The organism is Pseudomonas sp. H3_E04 (assembly GCF_054668915.1).
The window spans coordinates 5,207,954-5,225,610 of record NZ_CP162797.1; the positions used below are offsets into that span (position 1 = coordinate 5,207,954).

Consider the following 17,657-nt stretch of genomic DNA (forward strand, 5'->3'; position numbering starts at 1 on the left):
ATCGATGGTTAATCTGCCGCCATTCCAATTCCTGTTTCAATCCAGCCTTGAAGGCTGCGCCGAGGTTTTCCGATGAAGAAAGTGCTGTTGCTCAATGGCGGTAAAAAATTCGCCCACTCCGATGGCCGCTACAACACCACCTTGCACGAAACGGCGCTGAGCGTGCTCGATCGCGGCGGTGCCGACGTCAAAACCACTTTCATTGATGAGGGCTACGACGTTGCCGAAGAAGTGGCGAAATTCCTCTGGGCCGACGTGATCATTTATCAGATGCCGGGCTGGTGGATGGGCGCGCCGTGGACGGTGAAAAAGTACATCGACGAAGTGTTCACCGAAGGCCACGGCAGCCTCTACGCCAGTGACGGCCGCACCCGTTCCGATGCATCGCAGAAGTACGGCAGTGGTGGTCTGATTCAGGGCAAGCAATACATGCTGTCGCTGACCTGGAATGCGCCGCAACAAGCCTTCGATGACCCGACGGATTTCTTCGAAGCCAAAGGCGTGGACGCGGTGTACTTCCCGTTCCACAAGGCCAACGAATTCCTTGGCATGACCGCGTTGCCGACCTTCCTCTGTGTCGACGTGATGAAGCGTCCGAACATCGACAATGATGTGGCGCGTTATGAGCAGCATCTGACCGAGGTGTTTGGCCTCAAGGCCTGATGGTTTCGGGCTACTATCCGGGTAACAGCAAAAGATCGCAGCCTTCGGCAGCTCCTACAGGGGGAATGCATTCCAATGTAGGAGCTGCCGAAGGCTGCGATCTTGGCGATTTCAAAGAGGGAACCCGTGAAAGCCAGATCAGATGAGTTGCAGATTTTTGTCTGCGTGATCGAATGCGGTTCGATTTCCGCCGCCGCCGAACAGGTTGGGCAGACGCCATCGGCCGTCAGTCGCACGCTGTCGAAGCTTGAAGCCAAGCTCGACACCACGCTGATCAACCGCACCACGCGGCGCATGGACCTGACCGAGGAGGGCAAGTATTTCTTCGAACAGGCCAAGCTGATTCTCGACCAGATGGATCAACTCGAAGAGCGCCTGTCCTCGCGCCAACAAACCCCGTCCGGGCGCCTGCGCATCAACGCCGCCTCGCCGTTCATGCTCCACGCCATCGTTCCCTACATCGACGAATTCCGGCAGCTGTACCCGGACATCCAACTCGAACTCAACAGCAATGACCTGATCATTGACCTGTTGGAACAAAGCACCGACGTCGCCATCCGCATCGGCACCCTCGCCGATTCGACGCTGCATGCGCGTTCGCTCGGTTGCAGTCCGTTGATGATCGTCGCCAGCCCCGCCTATTTGAAGAAGCACGGTGCGCCCCGGCAGGTCGCAGACCTGAGTGAACACACGCTGCTCGGCTTCACCCACAACGAAGGCCTCAACCAATGGCCGCTGCGCTATGTGCATGGCGACCGCTGGCCGATCAACCCGGCGATCAGCGCTTCCAGCGGCGAGACCGTTCGCCATCTGGCGCTGGAAGGGCAGGGCATTGCCTGTCTGTCGCACTTCATGACCATCGACGACATCCGCGCCGGACGCCTGAAAGTCCTGCTCGGTGAATTCAACAGCGGCTACCGCCAGCCGATCAACGCCGTGTACTACCGTAACTCGCAACTGGCGTTGCGCATCCAGTGCTTCCTCGACTTCATCCAGAGCAAACTCGCCGCCTACGCCAGCGCCGAATTCAAGGGCTGATTCGTGATCCCTGCGCAAGAGTGAATTGGCCAAGGGCGGGTTTTTCGCTGAGGTTCATCGGCCGATACTCGCTGCATTACTTATTCACGCAGGGAGTTACTCCATGAACGTATTCGTTACCGGCGCTGCCGGTTTTATCGGCGGTTCCATCGCCACCGGCCTGGTGCAGGCCGGGCACAACGTCACCGGCCTGGTGCGCAGCGCCGAGCAGGCTGATGAGCTGAAAGCATTGGGCATGCATGCGGTGATCGGCACTCTTGATGACAGCCAGTTGCTGGCGGAACAGGCGCGTGCTGCCGATGCGGTGATCAACGCTGCCAGCAGCGATCATCGCGGCGCAGTGGACGCGTTGCTCGGTGCTTTGCGTGGCTCGAACAAGGTCTTTTTGCACACCAGCGGTTCGAGCATCGTCGGCGATGCCTCCGGCGGCAAATCCAGCGATGTCATCTATTACGAAGACAATTTGCCGGAACCGACCGTCGATAAGGCGGCGCGCGTGGCCATCGACGATCGGGTGCTTGCGGCGGCCAAGGATGGCGTGAATTCGGCGGTGATCTGCAACACGCTGATCTACGGTCACAGCCTGGGCGTCAAACGCGACAGCGTGCAACTGCCGCGACTGCTGAAACAGGCGCGCAAAAGCGGCGTGGTGCGCCACGTCGGCAGCGGCGAGAACATCTGGTCCAACGTGCACATCGAAGATGTCGTCGCCCTGTATCAGCTGGCGCTGACCAGAAATGTGCCGGGCACTTTCTACTTTGTCGAGAGCGGTGAAGCCTCGTTCATCGACATGACCACCGCCATGGCTGAAGCCCTCGACCTGGGCAAACCGCAAGACTGGCCATTGCAAGACGCCGAAGCCGAATGGGGCTATGAAATGGCCAACTACGGCCTCGGCTCCAACAGCCGCGTACGCGGCAAACACGCCCGCGACCTGCTGGGCTGGACGCCGAAACGCACCTCGGTGGTTGAATGGATTCGTAACGAAATGGTGTGAGTTCAGCGCGCACCGAGTGAAGCCATTCGCGAGCAGGCTCGCTCCCACAATTGGATCGAATTCTGCCTGGAGGAATGCGATCAAACTGTGGGAGCGAGCCTGCTCGCGAAAGCGCTGGGTCAGTCAATGAAGATGTTGACTGTGCAGCCGCCTTCGCGAGCAGGCTCGCTCCCACAGGTTGGTTGCGATGTAGCTGAAGAAATGTGATCAAAACTGTGGGAGCGGGCTTGCTCGCGAAAGCGGTGGGTCAGTCAATGAAGATGTTGACTGCGAAGCCGCCTTCGCGAGCAGGCTCGCTCCCACAGGTCGACGGCGTTCTGCCTGGAGGAATGCGATCAAAACTGTGGGAGCGAGCCTGCTCGCGAAAGCGCTGGGTCAGGCAATGAAGATGTTGACTGTGAAGCCGCCTTCGCGAGCAGGCTCGCTCCCACAGGTAGACGGCGTTCTGCCTGAAGGAATGCGATCAAAATTGTGGGAGCGAGCCTGCTCGCGAAAACGGTGGGTCAGGCAATGAAGATGTTGACTGTGAAGCCGCCTTCGCGAGCAGGCTCGCTCCCACAGGTAGACGGCGTTCTGCCTGGAGGAATGCGATCAAAACTGTGGGAGCGAGCCTGCTCGCGAAAGCGGTGGGTCAGGCAATGAAGATGTTGACTGTGAAGCCGCCTTCGCGAGCAGGCTCGCTCCCACAGGTAGACGGCGTTCTGCCTGAAGGAATGCGATCAAAATTGTGGGAGCGAGCCTGCTCGCGAAAGCGCTGGGTCAGGCAATGAAGATGTTGACTGCGAAGCCGCCTTCGCGAGCAAGCTCGCTCCCACAGGTAGACGGCGTTCTGCCTGAAGGAATGCGATCAAAATTGTGGGAGCGGGCTTGCTCGCGAAAGCGCTGGGTCAGGCAATGAAGATGTTGACTGTGCAGCCGCTTCCGCGAGCAGGCTCGCTCCCACAGGTTGGTTGCGATGTAGCTGAAGGCACGCGATCAAAACTGTGGGAGCTGGCTTGCCAGCGATAGCGGTGGATCAGTCGCCACCCATGCTGAACGTGGCGCCGTCATCGCTGGCAAGCCAGCTCCCACATGGATTTTGTGGGGGAGAAAGCCATGAAAATCCCGCCCTCCGATTTTCATTAATCACGACACGGCATACCCACCAGCGACACCTCTTGTCTCTCCACGAAAATTACTTTCATGCGGTTTGAAATCTCTATCTCGAAATGATTTATGAGTTTCACAACCCATTCGAACGTGACCCTTTCGAGGAGTACCGCATGACGCCTTCCTTCGGCTATTGGCTGCTGGTCTATGCCGCCGTTGCCATCATAGCGCTGATCGTGTTGATCGCCCGTTACCGGCTCAATCCGTTCATTGTCATCACTCTGATTTCCCTGGGCCTGGCGCTGGTGGCCGGGATGCCGCCGTCGGCTGTGGTCGGCGCGTATGAGGCGGGTGTCGGCAAGACGCTGGGGCATATTGCGCTGGTGGTGGCGTTGGGGACGATGCTCGGCAAGATGATGGCCGAGTCTGGTGGGGCCGAGCAGATGGCGCGCACGCTGATCGAAAGGTTCGGCGAGAAGAACGCGCATTGGGCGATGGTCTGCATCGCATTTCTGGTCGGTTTGCCGCTGTTCTTTGAAGTCGGTTTCGTCTTGCTGGTGCCAATCGCTTTCACCGTGGCGCGCCGGGTTGGCGTGTCGATTCTGATGGTCGGGCTGCCTATGGTGGCCGGCCTCTCGGTAGTGCACGCACTGGTGCCGCCGCACCCGGCGGCGATGCTCGCGGTGCAGGCCTATCAGGCGTCGGTCGGGCAGACCTTGCTGTACGCCATCGCGATCGGCATTCCGACCGCAATCATCGCCGGCCCGCTGTACGCAAAATTCATCGTGCCGCGCATTCAATTGCCGGCGGACAACCCGCTGGAAAAGCAATTTCTCGAGCGTGAACCGCGCGACAAACTGCCGGGTTTCGCCATCACCATGGCGACCATTCTGCTGCCGGTGGTGCTGATGCTGATCGGCGGCTGGGCCAACCTGATTTCCACTCCCGGCAGCGCGTTCAACCAGTTCCTCCTGTTCATCGGCAACTCGGTGATCGCGCTGTTGCTGGCGACCTTGCTGAGCTTCTGGACGCTAGGGATTGCCCAAGGTTTCAACCGCGAATCGATCCTCAAGTTCACCAACGAATGCCTCGCGCCCACCGCCAGCATTACCTTGCTGGTCGGCGCGGGCGGCGGCTTGAACCGGATTCTGGTGGATGCCGGCGTCACCGATCAGATCGTCGGCCTCGCCCATGAATTTCATCTGTCGCCGCTGATCATGGGCTGGTTGTTCGCCGCGCTGATGCGCGTTGCCACTGGCTCGGCGACGGTGGCGATGACCACCGCATCAGGCGTTGTCGCGCCGGTGGCCATCGGTCTGGGTTATCCACATCCTGAGCTTTTGGTGCTGGCGACCGGCGCGGGCTCGGTTATCTTTTCCCACGTCAACGACGGCGGCTTCTGGTTGATCAAGGAATACTTCAACATGACGGTCGCGCAGACGTTCAAGACCTGGACCGTGCTTGAGACGCTGATTTCGCTGGTCGCTTTCGCGCTGACCGTTGGCCTTTCCTACCTGCTGTAACCGGAGCCCGCCGCCCATGGACATCCTCTACCAGATCCGCGCCCGCCAGGACTCCTTCAGCGCCGGCGAGGGGCGCATTGCGCGGTTGATGCTCGACGATGTCGGCTTTGCCGCCAGCGCCAGCCTCGAAGACCTCGCGCAACGCGCCGAAGTCAGCACCGCCACGCTGTCGCGTTTTGCCCGCACGGTCGGCTGCCGTGACCTGCGTGATCTGCGTCTGCAACTGGCCCAGGCCAGCGGCGTTGGCAGCCGGTTTCTCGATCCGGCGGGCACGCCTGAGCAGTCGGCGTTCTACGGGCAGATCGTCGGCGACATCGAAACCACGCTGCGCCAGCATCTGGCCGGGTTCGATGAATCGCGCTTCGCCGACGCAGTGAAATTGCTCAGCCAGGCGCGAATGATTCACGCGTTCGGCATGGGCGGTTGCTCGACCCTGTGCAGCGATGAATTGCAGGTGCGCCTGGTGCGCCTCGGCTACCCGATTGCGGTGTGTCATGACGCGGTGATGATGCGCGTCACCGCCGCCAGTTTGAACGCCGAGCAAGTGCTGATCGTCTGCTCGCTGACCGGCATCACCCCGGAGCTTCTGGAAACCGTGGAGCTGGCGCGCAATTACGGCGCGCGCATTCTCGCCATCACTCGCGGCGATTCACCGTTGGCCGAACTGGCCGACGTCGTCCTGCCGCTGCAAGGCGCGGAAACCTCGTTCATCTACAAACCGACGGCGGCGCGCTACGGCATGCTGCTGGCCATCGACGTGCTCGCCACCGAGCTGGCGCTGGCCAGCCCTGAAGACAATCAAGAACGTCTGCGGCGAATCAAACTCGCCCTCGACGAATACCGTGGCGGCGACGATCACCTGCCGCTGGGAGACTGACATGCAGTACGACACCCTGATCCGCAACGCTTTGCTCATCGACGGCAGCAACACGCCGGGCTACCGCGCAGACGTGGCGATTCTCAATGGTCGCATCGAGCGCATCGGCGAACTGCCTGACGCCCGCGCCGCCGAAGAAATCGATGCGGCCGGCCGGGTGCTGGCACCGGGTTTCATCGACGTGCACACCCACGACGACACCGTGGTCATCCGCCAACCCGAGATGCTGCCCAAGCTCAGCCAAGGCGTGACCACGGTGATTGTCGGCAACTGTGGCATCAGCGCTTCGCCGGTCACTTTGAAGGGCAATCCACCCGATCCGATGAACCTGCTCGGCAGCGCAGCGGCGTTCGTTTATCCGCGTTTCAGTGACTACCGCGCCGCCGTCGAAGCGGCCAACCCCACGTTGAACGTCGCCGCACTGGTCGGCCACACCGCGCTGCGCAGCAATCACCTCGACGACTTGTTCCGCACCGCGACGCCCAACGAAATCACTGCCATGCGTAAGCAGTTGCGCGACAGTCTCGAGGCTGGCGCGTTGGGTTTATCCACAGGCCTGGCCTACGCCAGCGCCTTCAACGCGTCCACTGATGAAGTCATGCAACTGACCGAAGAACTGACGGCGTTCGGCGCGGTGTACACCACCCATTTGCGCAGCGAATTCGCCCCGGTGTTGGAGGCGATGGACGAAGCCTTTCAGATCGGCCGCCACGCGCAATCGCCGGTGATCATTTCCCACCTCAAATGCGCCGGCGTGGGTAATTGGGGGCGCAGTCCGCAATTACTCGCAGCGTTGGAGGAAGCAGCGAAAACCCATCCGGTCGGCTGCGATTGCTACCCGTACGCGGCGAGTTCCTCGACGCTGGATTTGAAGCAGGTCACCGATGCCCACCGCATCACCATCACCTGGTCGACGCCGCATCCGGAAGTCAGCGGGCGCGACCTGATCGACATCGCTGGCGAATGGAACCTGTCGCTGGAAGAAACCGCGAAACGTCTGCAACCGGCCGGCGCGGTGTACTACGGCATGGACGAGGCCGATGTCAGAAGAATCCTCGCCCATCCGCTTTCGATGGTCGGCTCTGACGGACTGCCCGAAGACCCGTTCCCGCATCCGCGCCTGTGGGGCGCTTTCCCACGGGTACTGGGCCATTTCAGTCGCGACGTCGGCCTGTTTCCCCTGCACACCGCCGTGCACAAGATGACCGGCCTGTCGGCGGCGCGTTTTGGCTTGCAGGAAAGGGGCGAGATTCGTGAAGGACATTGGGCGGATCTGGTGTTGTTCGATCCGGCGACCGTGCGCGACGTGGCCGATTTCAACGATCCGCAGCGGGCGGCGCAGGGGATCGACGGGGTTTGGGTCAACGGCGTGTTGAGTTATCGCGACGGGCAGGCGAATGGGGGCAGGGCTGGGCGGTTTCTGGCTCGCGAAGGTGATTTGCGCGATGGGTTTCGTTGATTCGAATGACGCCAAAAGATCGCAGCCTTCGGCAGCTCCTACAGAGATCGCATTCCAATGTAGGAGCTGCCGAAGGCTGCGATCTTTTGATCTAGGTCTCATAGTGGCACTGTGCGATTAAAGAAAGCGATCAATGAGCCGAACTCCTGACATCCACCCCGTCTACACTGCGGGGCCATTCAGTCAGGGAGCACCCCATGAGCTTCGGCAAAACCACCCCGATCCTGCGGATCTTCGATGAGGCCAAGGCTGTCGAGTTTTACGTCGATTTTCTCGGTTTCAAGATCGACTGGCAGCATCGCTTCGAAGCGAATTTTCCGCTGTATCTGCAGGTGTCGCGGGGCGAGTGTGTGCTGCATCTGTCCGAGCATCACGGCGATGCCTGCCCGGGTTCGGCGCTGCGTATCGAGACTGATGAGCTGGAGGCATTTCAGCAGCAACTGATGGCCAAGGACTACACGTTCTCGCATCCGCAGATTCAGGCAATGCCGTGGGGCAGTCAGGACATGACCATTGCTGATCCGTTTGGCAATCGGTTGGTGTTTACCAATGCGATCAGTCTTTGACTTGAACGCCTAGCGCGACCTGACCTCCTGGGGTTGCCCGCAGGCATCGGTAATACTTGCGGGCGCTCACCTCACTCCGTCGGCACCAGCCGATCCAGCACCCGATTCACCGCCATCTCCGCGACCATCACAATCTGCGCAATGCCCTGCAACGTCTTGCGCTGCGAGCCGTTCACCAGCCCCGCCTGATCGTTGAGCATCACCGTCGCCGACCCCAAAGTTTCGCAGGCGTCGGCCAGCAGCGATTCGTTGTCGGCCTCGGGATTGGCCATGTACAGCGTGTTGGGTTTGTAGGGCGGGGCCATGAATTCGGCGCTGGATGGGCCGAGGTAATGGTCGAGGGCGCGGTCGGCGGCTTCGTGGAATTTCTTCGAATCGGCGGATTCGTAGGGAGATGCCGGGTCGGTGGTTGGCGGGTTTGGGGTTACTTTGAACATATCCAGATCCTCATTTGGCTAGCCACCGCTTCCCTACTAAAAGAAGTGGAGGCAGCTGTGCGCAGGTTAGTAGACCGGGGATCTGGGAAAACCGGCGCGCCCGAGGGCGCCCTGCGCACAGCCACCATAAAGCTCAGGCGAGACCTGACTGTCTGATGAACGATGCACCCCAAATACTCCGGGCTACTAAACCCGATCACTGATGGGCAGTGACGCAATCACAGTAGCGATGAGGTCTGGGGCGCACAAGCCGGCGGATTCTGGCGCAGGCGTAGGCAGCGGCGCAAGGAATTGTGGGTGGTTTCGCGGAATGCCTTGTCGCTTTAAACAGTTGCGCCAAGACGTGTTTAATTGGTGTGGCGAATGACGCCTTCGCGAGCAGGCTCGCTCCCACAGGGGATCTGCGGTGAACTCGGAAATGCAGACAACCGAGAACTACTGTGGGAGCGAGCCTGCTCGCGAAGAGGCCATCAGCATCACCGCCGATTCCGCAACCGAAACTCCCCCGGTGGCATCCCGCGCCAGCTCTTGAAGGTGCGATGAAACGAGCGCGGTTCGGTGAAGCCCAGATACTGCGCAATGTCCTGAATCGGCAACGTGCTGTTGAGCAAATAGTGCTCCGCCAACTCCTGACGCAGCTCATCGAGAATCTGCTGATACGACGTCCCAGCCTGCTGCAACTGCCGCTGCAACGTGCGCACCGAGACGCTGAGCTGTTCGGCCACTTGCTCCTTGCGCGGCAAGCCCTCCTTGAGCAAACCGCGCAGGATGTTCTTCACCTGTTGCGCCAGCGACACATCCTCCAGCGTCGCCAGCAAACCCATCGCGTGTTCTTCCAGCGTTCGCAGCAATTGCGCATCGGCCTGACGCAACGGCAACTGCAAATAAGCCAGCGGCACCACCAGCGCCGAATACGCCTGATCGAACCGCACCGGGCAACCGAAAAACGCCTCGTACTCGGCCTGCGTCACCTCATCCGGCCGCGCATGCTCCAGCCATACGCAGGCCGGCGACAGCTGCGTGTCGGCGATCCAGCGCGCGTAGTGCAGCCACGAACCGAGCACGTTTTCCACCAGATGTCGACGAATCCGTGGCCGCTGGTAACGGCAGGCCCAGATCAGATGCACGTGCTCGCCCTGCACCTCGGCGCGGCTGACGCCCATATCGCCGACGAGTTTTTCGAACGGCATGATCCGGCTCATCGCATCGCCCAACGTGGCGCAATTCATGGTGATGTAACCGAGCACGCTCCACGAGTTGGGCAGGACGAAACTCGCTGCATGCAGCCCGAACAACCCATCGCCCGAGTGCTCGCAGAAATAATCCAGCAAGCGCTCGTGAACCTCACCCGGCAGGCGCAAGGTGTTGTCGCTCAACTGCTGCGCCTGCAACCCGGCCGCCGCCAACGCAGGCTCGATGGCCATGCCCAACTGTTCGGCGTGACGCAGGTATTTGAGCAGCGGCGGAACGGAAGTGAAGCCGAGCGATGACATGGTCGCGGTCCTTTGATCGACGGCGCGTGAGCGAATGAATGGCGCAAGGTAAGTGGATTGCCCAGCGAAAGTAAATGCCCGGACGTTTGGCGCCATTGGCTACAGGATCTGGCCGGATGCGACCGTGACAGATCTCCAGCGCTGACTAGTATGCAAGCTTGATCCAACGGCAGAAAAAGGACACACGCATGCGACGCTGGAACGGCTGGGGAGAGGCAGGCACGGTGGTTGAACTGCCGGCCCAGGGCGCGACATTTCTCCACGAACGCTTGGGCGCCGGCCGGGCATTGCCCGATGCGACCCTGGCAGCGGCGTTGGCGCAAGTGCCGACCTCGCGCCTGGTGCCGCATCGCTTGTACAGCGTCGATACTCACGATCGCCTGCTGCACGCGCGCGGCCAGAGCCTGCCGGACTGGTTGGCATTACGCGAAGGCGCACTGGGCACGTATCCCGATGCCGTGGCGTTTCCCGAAACCGCTGAGCAAATCCGCCAATTGCTGGCGCTCGCCCATGATCAGGATCTGTGCCTGATTCCCTACGGCGGCGGCACGTCGGTGGCCGGGCACATCAATCCGCCAGACTCCGCGCGTCCGGTGCTGACGGTGTCGCTGGCGCGAATGAATCGCCTGACCGACCTCGACGAACACAGCCTGCTGGCGACATTCGGCCCCGGCGCCAGCGGGCCGCAAGTGGAAAGCCAATTGCGCGCGCGCGGCTACACGCTGGGGCATTTTCCGCAGTCGTGGGAGCTGTCGACGCTGGGCGGTTGGGTGGCCAGTCGCTCCAGCGGCCAGCAGTCGTTGCGCTACGGGCGGATCGAGCAATTGTTTGCCGGTGGCACCCTGGAAACCTTCGCCGGGCCTCTGCAGATTCCAAACTTTCCCGCGTCGGCGGCAGGTCCCGATCTGCGTGAAATGGTGCTGGGGTGCGAAGGTCGTTTCGGGATCATTTCCGAGGTGAAAGTGCGAATCAGCGCGTTGCCGGCGGACGAGCGTTTCTACGGTGTGTTCCTGCCCGACTGGCCGCAGGCGTTGCAAGCGATCCGCCAACTGGCGCAGGCGCGCGTACCGCTGTCGATGCTGCGCCTGTCCAACGCGGTGGAAACCGAAACGCAACTGGCGCTGGCCGGCCATCCGCAACAGATCGCCTGGCTGGAAAAGTACCTCAAGCTGCGCGGTGCCGGCGACGGCAAATGCCTGCTGACCTTCGGTGTGACGGGCAATCGCCAGCAAAACGCACTGTCGCTGAAACACGCGCGCCAGCATCTGAAAGCCTTCGGCGGGGTGTTCACCGGCACTCTGCTGGGGAAGAAGTGGGCGCAGAACCGCTTCCGCTTTCCCTACCTGCGCGAGAACCTGTGGAACGCCGGTTACGTGGTCGACACCCTTGAAACCGCCACCGACTGGAGCAACGTCGACCACTTGCTCAGCCTCATCGAAGACAGCCTGCGCGACGCGTTGGCCGCCGAGGGCGAACGCGTGCATGTCTTCACTCATCTCTCGCACGTTTACGGCGAAGGCTCGAGCATTTACACCACCTACGTGTTTCGCCCGGCAGCGGATTATGCCGCGACGCTGGCGCGCTGGCGGATGCTCAAACACGCGGCCAGCCAGACCATCGTCGACAACCACGGCACCATCAGCCATCAGCATGGCGTCGGCAAGGATCACGCGCCGTATCTGTTGCGCGAAAAAGGCCCGCTGGCGATGCAGACGTTGCAGGCGCTGAGCGAACATTTCGACCCGGAGGGGCGCCTCAACCCGGGCACGCTGTTGCCAGAGTCGCGGCCATGACGGCGAACTGGAACGCGCAGTGGCGCGAGCAGATTCTGCCGACGCTGGCGGATGACACCTGGGACCTGATCGTCATCGGCGGCGGCATCAGCGGCGCCGGGATCGTCCGCGAAGCCGCGCGCCGGGGCTGGCGCTGTCTGCTGCTGGAGCAGCGCGATTTTGCCTGGGGCACCTCCAGCCGATCATCGAAAATGGTCCACGGCGGTTTGCGTTACATCGCCAAGGGCCAGTGGCGCCTGACCCGCGATTCGGTGCGCGAGCGCCAGCGCCTGCTCGACGAGGCGCCGGGGCTGGTCGAGCCGATGAGTTTCATGATGCCGCACTATCGCGGCGGTTTTCCCGGGCCGCGCGTCATGGGCGGCTTGCTCTCGGTTTACGACGCGCTGGCGGGGCGGCGCAATCATCGTTTTCATGACGCCCAGCAACTGCGTTTTCTCGCGCCGGGGGTGAAGGAAAACGGCCTGCTCGGCGGCAGCTGTTTTGTCGATGCGCTGACCGATGACGCGCGACTGGTGATGCGCGTACTGCGCGAGGCCCGGGCTGACGGCGCGGTGATTGTCAGCGGTGTGCGGGTCACGCAACTGCTGCGTGAAGGCGGGCGGGTGTGCGGGGTTCAGATCGAAGATGGCGAGGGCGGTGCGACGCTGCAATTGCGCTCCGCTGTGTTGGCCGTGGCCACGGGCGCATGGGCTGAGCGTCTCCGTCCCGCTGACGCTGCGAAGCAATTGCGCCCGTTGCGCGGCAGTCATCTGTTGCTTCCGGGCTGGCGGTTGCCGGTGGCGCAGGCGTTCACTTTTCTGCATAAGCGCGATCGGCGCCCAGTGTTCGTGTTTCCGTGGGAAGGCGCGACGGTGGTCGGCACCACGGACCTCGATCACCGCGAAGACCTCGACCACAGCGCGCGCATTTCCAGCGACGAACTCGACTATCTGCTCGCCGCGTGCCAGCAGCAATTTCCCCGTGCCGAAGTGGGCGTCGACGACGTGCTGTCGACCTGGTCAGGCGTGCGTCCGGTGGTCGGCAGCGCGGCGGGTGCGCAGCAGGGCAAACCATCGAACGAAACCCGCGAACATGTGCTGTGGCAGGAGCCCGGTTGTGTGACGTTGGCCGGCGGCAAACTGACCACATTTCGCCCGCAAGCGATCGAAGTGCTCAAGGCGTGTGCGGTGATGCTCGGGCGTTCTTTTGTCGATGACGGCGCGCCGGTGTTCGCCGCTGTGCCGCCGCTGACAATTGCGGGACTGAGCGGCAGTCAGTGGCGACGCTTGGCCGGACGTCACGGTCGAGACCTGCCGAGGCTGGCGCAATTGCTCGGCGAACTCGGTCTGGAAACGGTAGGCGCCAGCGATACGTTGTGGGCAGAACTGGCGTTCGCCTGCGAGGCGGAAATGATTCTGCACCTGGATGATTTGCTGCTGCGCCGCAGCCGTTTGGGCCTGTTGCTGCCGCGCGGTGGCGAGGACTATCTGCCCGCGATTCGCACGCTCTGTCAGCCACGATTGGCTTGGGGCGATGAACGCTGGCAAGCGGAAATCCAGCGCTACCGTTTGCTGTGGCTGCGCGATCACGGCTTGCCGGAGATCACGCCATGAAATACCTGTTAGCGATCGACAACGGCACCCAGAGCGTGCGCGCGTTGCTCTTCGATCTGCAGGGCAATCTGCTCGGCAAAGGCAAAGTCGATCTGCAGGCGTACTACTCGACGCAACCCGGTTGGGCCGAGCAGGATCCGGAGTATTACTGGGCGAAGCTTGGCGAGGCGTGTCAGCAACTCTGGCAGCAGACTGGCATCGACCGTGCGCAGATTGCCGGCGTGTCCCTGACCACCCAGCGCGGCACCGTGATCAACGTGGACGCCGAGGGCAAACCGCTGCGCGCAGCGATTGTCTGGCTCGATCAACGTCAGGCTGAGGTCGAGGGGGGCATCAAAGGGCCGTGGGGCTGGCTGTTCAAAATGGTCGGTGCCCAAGCCACGGTGGATTATTTCCGCGCCCAGGCCGAGGCCAACTGGATCGCTCGGCATCAGCCCGGAGTGTGGGCGGCGACCGACAAGTATTTACTGCTTTCAGGCTTCCTCACCCATCGCTTGTGCGGGCGCTTCGTCGACTCCATCGGCTGTTGCGTCGGCTATCTGCCCTTCGACTTCAAACGGCTGAAATGGGCGGCACCGCGCGACTGGAAATGGCAGGCACTGGCGGTGCGTCCGCAGCAGTTGCCGACCCTGCACAAACCGGGCGAAACCCTCGGCTGCATCACGGCCGAAGCCGCGCGCCACACCGGCATTCCCGAAGGCCTGCCGCTGATTGCCGCTGGCGCCGACAAGGCGTGCGAAGTGATCGGTTCCGGCGTGGTCGATGCGCGCACCGTGTGCCTGTCCTACGGCACCACCGCGACCATCACCAGCACCCGCTCGCGCTACCTGGAAATTGTCCCGCTGATCCCGCCGTACCCCTCGGCCGTGCCCGATCAGTACAACTGCGAAGTGATGATCTATCGCGGCTACTGGATGGTCAGCTGGTTCAAGAACGAGTTCGGCCTGCGTGAGATGCAGCAGGCGAAAGAGCAGGGCATCGAACCGGAGCAACTGTTCGACGCACTGGTCAACGAAGTGCCCCCGGGCTCGATGGGCCTGATGCTGCAACCCTACTGGTCACCGGGCATCCGCGAACCGGGCGTGGAAGCCAAAGGCGCGATGATCGGCTTCGGCGACGTACACACCCGCGCGCACATCTACCGGGCGATTCTCGAAGGCCTGGCCTACGCGCTGCGCCAAGGCATGGAGAACATCGAGCGACGCTCAAAAGTCTCGATCAAACGCCTGCGCGTCGCCGGCGGCGGCTCACAAAGTGACGCCGCCATGCAACTGACCGCCAACATCTTCGGCCTACCGGCAGAGCGCCCGCATGTCTATGAAGCGTCAGGGTTGGGGGCGGCGATATGCTGCGCGGTGGGGTTGGGACTGCACAGGGATTTTCCATCGGCCATTGCGGCGATGACTCGGGTTGGAGCGGTTTTTACACCGCAGCCTGAGGCGCAGAAGGTTTATGAGCAGTTGTACAGAGAGGTGTATTTGCGCATGTACCGGCAGCTCAAACCGCTGTATCAAAGCATCCGCAAAATCACCGGGTATCCCGAATAGTACTGACACCCTAGACCCCTGTGGGAGCGGGCCTGCTCGCGAAGGCGGAGTGGCAGTCAATGATCGTTTGAATGGTCCGCCGCTTTCGCGAGCAGGCTCGCTCCCACGGGGGTATTGCGGAGTGCCGGTGCCGACGGTGCCGTTCGGCTAAGCCTCACTCTTTTCAGACCTGAATATGCTAGCCTGCAATCAATGATTTCATTGATTGCAGGAGGGCGACATGGCCAGCATCACCATTCGAAACCTTGACGAGGAGCTCAAGGAGCAGTTGCGCATTACCGCTGCACACAATGGACATTCCATGGAAGAAGAGGCTCGGCTGATTCTGGGCCGAGCGCTCACCACGGTTGATCGTGCCGGAGGGCTGGGCAGTCGGATCCACCAGCGTTTCAGCGCCGAGGGCGGAGCCGAGCTCGATCTGCCTGCGCGTGCAGAAAAACCACTCGGGGTGGACTTTTCTGAATGATAATGCTCGATTCCAACGTTCTATCCGAATTCATGCGTATCGAACCCGAGGCTCAAGTGTTGGCTTGGGTGGATGCGCAACCGGCCATGGACCTGGCCATCAGCGCAATCACCGTGGCGGAGATACTGCACGGCATCGCTCGATTACCTTCCGGCAAGCGCAAACAAAAACTCCAGGCCCACGCTTTGGCAATGTTTGAAGAGGATTTTGCCGGGCGGATTTTGCCATTCGATGCCCACGCAGCCGTCGAGTACGCGACGCTGGTAGCCGATGCAGAGGCGAAGGGGCGGGGGATTGCAATGGCCGATGCGCAAATCGCAGCGATCTGCCGAAATCGTGGAGCCGCGATTGCTACGCGCAATGTCCGGGATTTCGAGTTTTCCGGGATTGAAGTGATCAATCCGTGGCAGGTCTGAAAATCTGCTCTGTCATTTAAACCGCATTCGCGAGCAGGCTCGCTCCCACAAGGTTTTGCGGTGTGCTCATAATCCAGCGTGGCACACAAATCCAATGTGGGAGCGAGCCTGCTCGCGAAGGCGCAGCGTCAGGCAATGTTGATTTGACTGACCCACCGCCATCGCGGGCAAGCCCGCTCCCACAAAGGTTTTGCGGTGTGCTCAAAATCCAGTGAGCCATACAAATCCATTGTGGGAGCGAGCCTGCTCGCGAAGGCGGAGTGTCAGGCAACGTTGATTTGACTGACCCACCGCCTTCGCGAGCAAGCACGCTCCCACAAAGGTTTTGCGGTGTGCTCAAAATCCAGTGAGCCATACAAATCCATTGTGGGAGCGAGCCTGCTCGCGAATGCGGAGTGTCAGACACTGTTGATTTGACTGACCCACCGCCATCACGGGCAAGCCCGCTCCCACAAGGGATCTGCGGTGTGCTCAAATCCTGTGACCCACACAAATCCAATGTGGGAGCGAGCCTGCTCGCGAAGGCGCAGTGTCAGGCAACTTTGATTTGATTGACCCACCGCCATCGCGGGCAAGCCCGCTCCCACAAGGGATCTGCGGTGTGCTCAAATCCTGTGACCCACACAAATCCAAATGTGGGAGCGAGCCTGCTCGCGAAGGCGGAGTGTCAGGCAACGTTGATTTGATTGACCCACCGCCATCGCGGGCAAGCCCGCTCCCACAGTTATCGGGGTGAACACATCAACAGTGGTCGACCACGAAAACCTGTGGGAGCGGGCTTGCCCGCGATTCGATTTCAGCCTCAGCGCAAAACCAAAATCAAACGCGGAAGTGGCTGACCATCTGCTGCAACTGACCACCCAACCGCGCAAGCTCAACACTCGACGCTGCCGTCTCATCACTCGCCGCTGCGGTCTGCTCGGACACGTCGCGGACGTTGATGATGCTGCGACTGATCTCTTCTGCCACGGCGCTTTGCTGCTCAGCAGCGGCGGCGATCTGCTGGTTCATCGACTGGATGTTCGACACCGTGCGGGTGATGTTTTCCAGCGAGGCGCCGGCCTTGCGCGTCAGGGCGACGCTGCTGTCGGTCAGCGCGCGGCTGTTGTTCATCACCGCCGAAACCTGCTGGGTGCCGTTCTGCAGACCGGCGACCAGACCTTCGATTTCCTCGGTGGATTTCTGCGTGCGTTGAGCCAGACCGCGAACCTCATCCGCAACAACGGCAAACCCACGCCCGGCTTCACCGGCACGTGCCGCTTCAATCGCGGCGTTGAGCGCGAGCAGGTTGGTCTGTTCGGCAACTGCCTTGATCACGTCCATGACGCTGCCGATCTTGTCGCTTTCCTGTTGCAGCACGCTCATCGCTTCGGTCGAACGCACCACTTCGCTGGCCAGACGCTCGATCTGTGCGATGGCCTCATTCACCACCTTGTCGCCTTCACGGGCCTCACCATCCGCAGCGGCAGCGGCTTGCGACGCTTCCTCAGCATTGCGCGCAACTTCCTGCACGGTGGCAGTCATTTCGTGCATGGCCGTGGCGACCTGATCGGTCTCGACTTTCTGGCTGTTCACCCCGGCGCTGGTCTGTTCGGTTACAGCTGACAACTCTTCGGCTGCGCTGGCGATCTGAGTGACGCCGTCGCGGATGCCACTGATCAAATCACGCAGGGTCACGCCCATGCGCGCGATGCCTTGCTG

Annotated in this window: 15 protein-coding genes; 12 read left to right on the forward strand and 3 right to left on the reverse strand. The window is 61.5% G+C overall.

The window, feature by feature from the left end:
- Nucleotides 1-72: 72 nt before the first annotated feature.
- The 7 genes from AB4N53_RS23390 (at nucleotide 73) to AB4N53_RS23420 (ending at nucleotide 8,212) form a co-directional block, all read left to right on the forward strand.
- Nucleotides 73-663: an NAD(P)H-dependent oxidoreductase gene (locus AB4N53_RS23390; protein WP_460123790.1), complete on the forward strand. Its 591-nt coding sequence runs from the start codon at nucleotides 73-75 to the stop codon at nucleotides 661-663.
- Nucleotides 664-789: 126 nt separating this feature from the next.
- Nucleotides 790-1,701 carry a LysR family transcriptional regulator gene (locus AB4N53_RS23395; RefSeq protein ID WP_125917861.1) on the forward strand — a complete coding sequence of 304 codons (912 nt, stop codon included), beginning with the start codon at nucleotides 790-792 and terminating at the stop codon, nucleotides 1,699-1,701.
- Between the two features lie 103 nt (nucleotides 1,702-1,804).
- On the forward strand, nucleotides 1,805-2,698 hold the full coding sequence (locus AB4N53_RS23400; protein ID WP_460123793.1) for an NAD-dependent epimerase/dehydratase family protein: 894 nt from the start codon (nucleotides 1,805-1,807) through the stop codon (nucleotides 2,696-2,698).
- A 1,262-nt stretch (nucleotides 2,699-3,960) separates the two neighbouring features.
- Nucleotides 3,961-5,310 carry a GntP family permease gene (locus AB4N53_RS23405; protein ID WP_460123796.1) on the forward strand — a complete coding sequence of 450 codons (1,350 nt, stop codon included), beginning with the start codon at nucleotides 3,961-3,963 and terminating at the stop codon, nucleotides 5,308-5,310.
- 16 nt (nucleotides 5,311-5,326) lie between these two features.
- Nucleotides 5,327-6,187 (forward strand): MurR/RpiR family transcriptional regulator, encoded by an 861-nt coding sequence (locus tag AB4N53_RS23410; protein WP_042608818.1) that lies wholly within the window; start codon nucleotides 5,327-5,329, stop codon nucleotides 6,185-6,187.
- Between the two features lies 1 nt (nucleotide 6,188).
- Nucleotides 6,189-7,646, forward strand: a complete 1,458-nt coding sequence (locus AB4N53_RS23415) for an N-acyl-D-amino-acid deacylase family protein (protein ID WP_460123799.1) — start codon at nucleotides 6,189-6,191, stop codon at nucleotides 7,644-7,646.
- A 197-nt stretch (nucleotides 7,647-7,843) separates the two neighbouring features.
- Nucleotides 7,844-8,212: a glyoxalase superfamily protein gene (locus AB4N53_RS23420; protein WP_042608820.1), complete on the forward strand. Its 369-nt coding sequence runs from the start codon at nucleotides 7,844-7,846 to the stop codon at nucleotides 8,210-8,212.
- A 71-nt stretch (nucleotides 8,213-8,283) separates the two neighbouring features.
- Here the strand turns inward: AB4N53_RS23420 and AB4N53_RS23425 are convergent, their stop codons facing one another.
- Both AB4N53_RS23425 and gliR read right to left on the reverse strand, forming a co-directional pair.
- On the reverse strand, nucleotides 8,284-8,649 hold the full coding sequence (locus tag AB4N53_RS23425) for a DUF6124 family protein (protein WP_460123803.1): 366 nt from the start codon (nucleotides 8,647-8,649) through the stop codon (nucleotides 8,284-8,286).
- Between the two features lie 476 nt (nucleotides 8,650-9,125).
- On the reverse strand, nucleotides 9,126-10,142 hold the full coding sequence (gene gliR, locus AB4N53_RS23430; RefSeq protein ID WP_460123806.1) for an AraC family transcriptional regulator GliR: 1,017 nt from the start codon (nucleotides 10,140-10,142) through the stop codon (nucleotides 9,126-9,128).
- Between the two features lie 188 nt (nucleotides 10,143-10,330).
- On the opposite strand from gliR, the gene AB4N53_RS23435 reads away from it, so the two are divergent.
- The 5 genes from AB4N53_RS23435 (at nucleotide 10,331) to AB4N53_RS23455 (ending at nucleotide 15,956) form a co-directional block, all read left to right on the forward strand.
- Entirely contained in the window at nucleotides 10,331-11,935 is a 1,605-nt protein-coding gene (locus tag AB4N53_RS23435; RefSeq protein ID WP_460123809.1) for an FAD-binding oxidoreductase, read from the forward strand.
- Nucleotides 11,932-13,527, forward strand: a complete 1,596-nt coding sequence (locus AB4N53_RS23440; protein WP_460123812.1) for a glycerol-3-phosphate dehydrogenase/oxidase — start codon at nucleotides 11,932-11,934, stop codon at nucleotides 13,525-13,527. The genes AB4N53_RS23435 and AB4N53_RS23440 overlap by 4 nt, the downstream gene beginning before the upstream one ends.
- Nucleotides 13,524-15,074 carry an FGGY-family carbohydrate kinase gene (locus AB4N53_RS23445; RefSeq protein WP_460123815.1) on the forward strand — a complete coding sequence of 517 codons (1,551 nt, stop codon included), beginning with the start codon at nucleotides 13,524-13,526 and terminating at the stop codon, nucleotides 15,072-15,074. Before AB4N53_RS23440 ends, AB4N53_RS23445 begins: the two co-directional genes overlap by 4 nt.
- Nucleotides 15,075-15,294: 220 nt before the next feature.
- Nucleotides 15,295-15,540, forward strand: coding sequence for a FitA-like ribbon-helix-helix domain-containing protein (locus tag AB4N53_RS23450; protein ID WP_460123818.1), 246 nt, complete (start codon nucleotides 15,295-15,297; stop codon nucleotides 15,538-15,540).
- Complete coding sequence (locus AB4N53_RS23455; RefSeq protein ID WP_460123821.1) at nucleotides 15,537-15,956, forward strand: PIN domain-containing protein; 420 nt, start codon at nucleotides 15,537-15,539, stop codon at nucleotides 15,954-15,956. Before AB4N53_RS23450 ends, AB4N53_RS23455 begins: the two co-directional genes overlap by 4 nt.
- 819 nt (nucleotides 15,957-16,775) lie before the next feature.
- On the opposite strand, the gene AB4N53_RS23460 is transcribed toward AB4N53_RS23455, so the two are convergent.
- Nucleotides 16,776-17,639, reverse strand: coding sequence for a methyl-accepting chemotaxis protein (locus AB4N53_RS23460; protein WP_370593494.1), 864 nt, complete (start codon nucleotides 17,637-17,639; stop codon nucleotides 16,776-16,778).
- Between the last annotated feature and the right edge of the window lie 18 nt (nucleotides 17,640-17,657).

Bases quoted from the DNA above. Each gene is read 5' to 3' on its own strand.
- AB4N53_RS23390 (WP_460123790.1), top strand. From the start codon at position 73: ATGAAGAAAGTGCTGTTGCTCAATGGCGGTAAAAAATTCGCCCACTCC.
- AB4N53_RS23400 (WP_460123793.1), top strand. From the start codon at position 1,805: ATGAACGTATTCGTTACCGGCGCTGCCGGTTTTATCGGCGGTTCCATC.
- AB4N53_RS23405 (WP_460123796.1), top strand. From the start codon at position 3,961: ATGACGCCTTCCTTCGGCTATTGGCTGCTGGTCTATGCCGCCGTTGCC.
- AB4N53_RS23410 (WP_042608818.1), top strand. From the start codon at position 5,327: ATGGACATCCTCTACCAGATCCGCGCCCGCCAGGACTCCTTCAGCGCC.
- AB4N53_RS23415 (WP_460123799.1), top strand. From the start codon at position 6,189: ATGCAGTACGACACCCTGATCCGCAACGCTTTGCTCATCGACGGCAGC.
- AB4N53_RS23420 (WP_042608820.1), top strand. From the start codon at position 7,844: ATGAGCTTCGGCAAAACCACCCCGATCCTGCGGATCTTCGATGAGGCC.
- AB4N53_RS23425 (WP_460123803.1), bottom strand. From the start codon at position 8,649: ATGTTCAAAGTAACCCCAAACCCGCCAACCACCGACCCGGCATCTCCC.
- gliR (WP_460123806.1), bottom strand. From the start codon at position 10,142: ATGTCATCGCTCGGCTTCACTTCCGTTCCGCCGCTGCTCAAATACCTG.
- AB4N53_RS23435 (WP_460123809.1), top strand. From the start codon at position 10,331: ATGCGACGCTGGAACGGCTGGGGAGAGGCAGGCACGGTGGTTGAACTG.
- AB4N53_RS23440 (WP_460123812.1), top strand. From the start codon at position 11,932: ATGACGGCGAACTGGAACGCGCAGTGGCGCGAGCAGATTCTGCCGACG.
- AB4N53_RS23445 (WP_460123815.1), top strand. From the start codon at position 13,524: ATGAAATACCTGTTAGCGATCGACAACGGCACCCAGAGCGTGCGCGCG.
- AB4N53_RS23450 (WP_460123818.1), top strand. From the start codon at position 15,295: ATGGCCAGCATCACCATTCGAAACCTTGACGAGGAGCTCAAGGAGCAG.
- AB4N53_RS23455 (WP_460123821.1), top strand. From the start codon at position 15,537: ATGATAATGCTCGATTCCAACGTTCTATCCGAATTCATGCGTATCGAA.
- AB4N53_RS23460 (WP_370593494.1), bottom strand. From the start codon at position 17,639: ATGGGCGTGACCCTGCGTGATTTGATCAGTGGCATCCGCGACGGCGTC.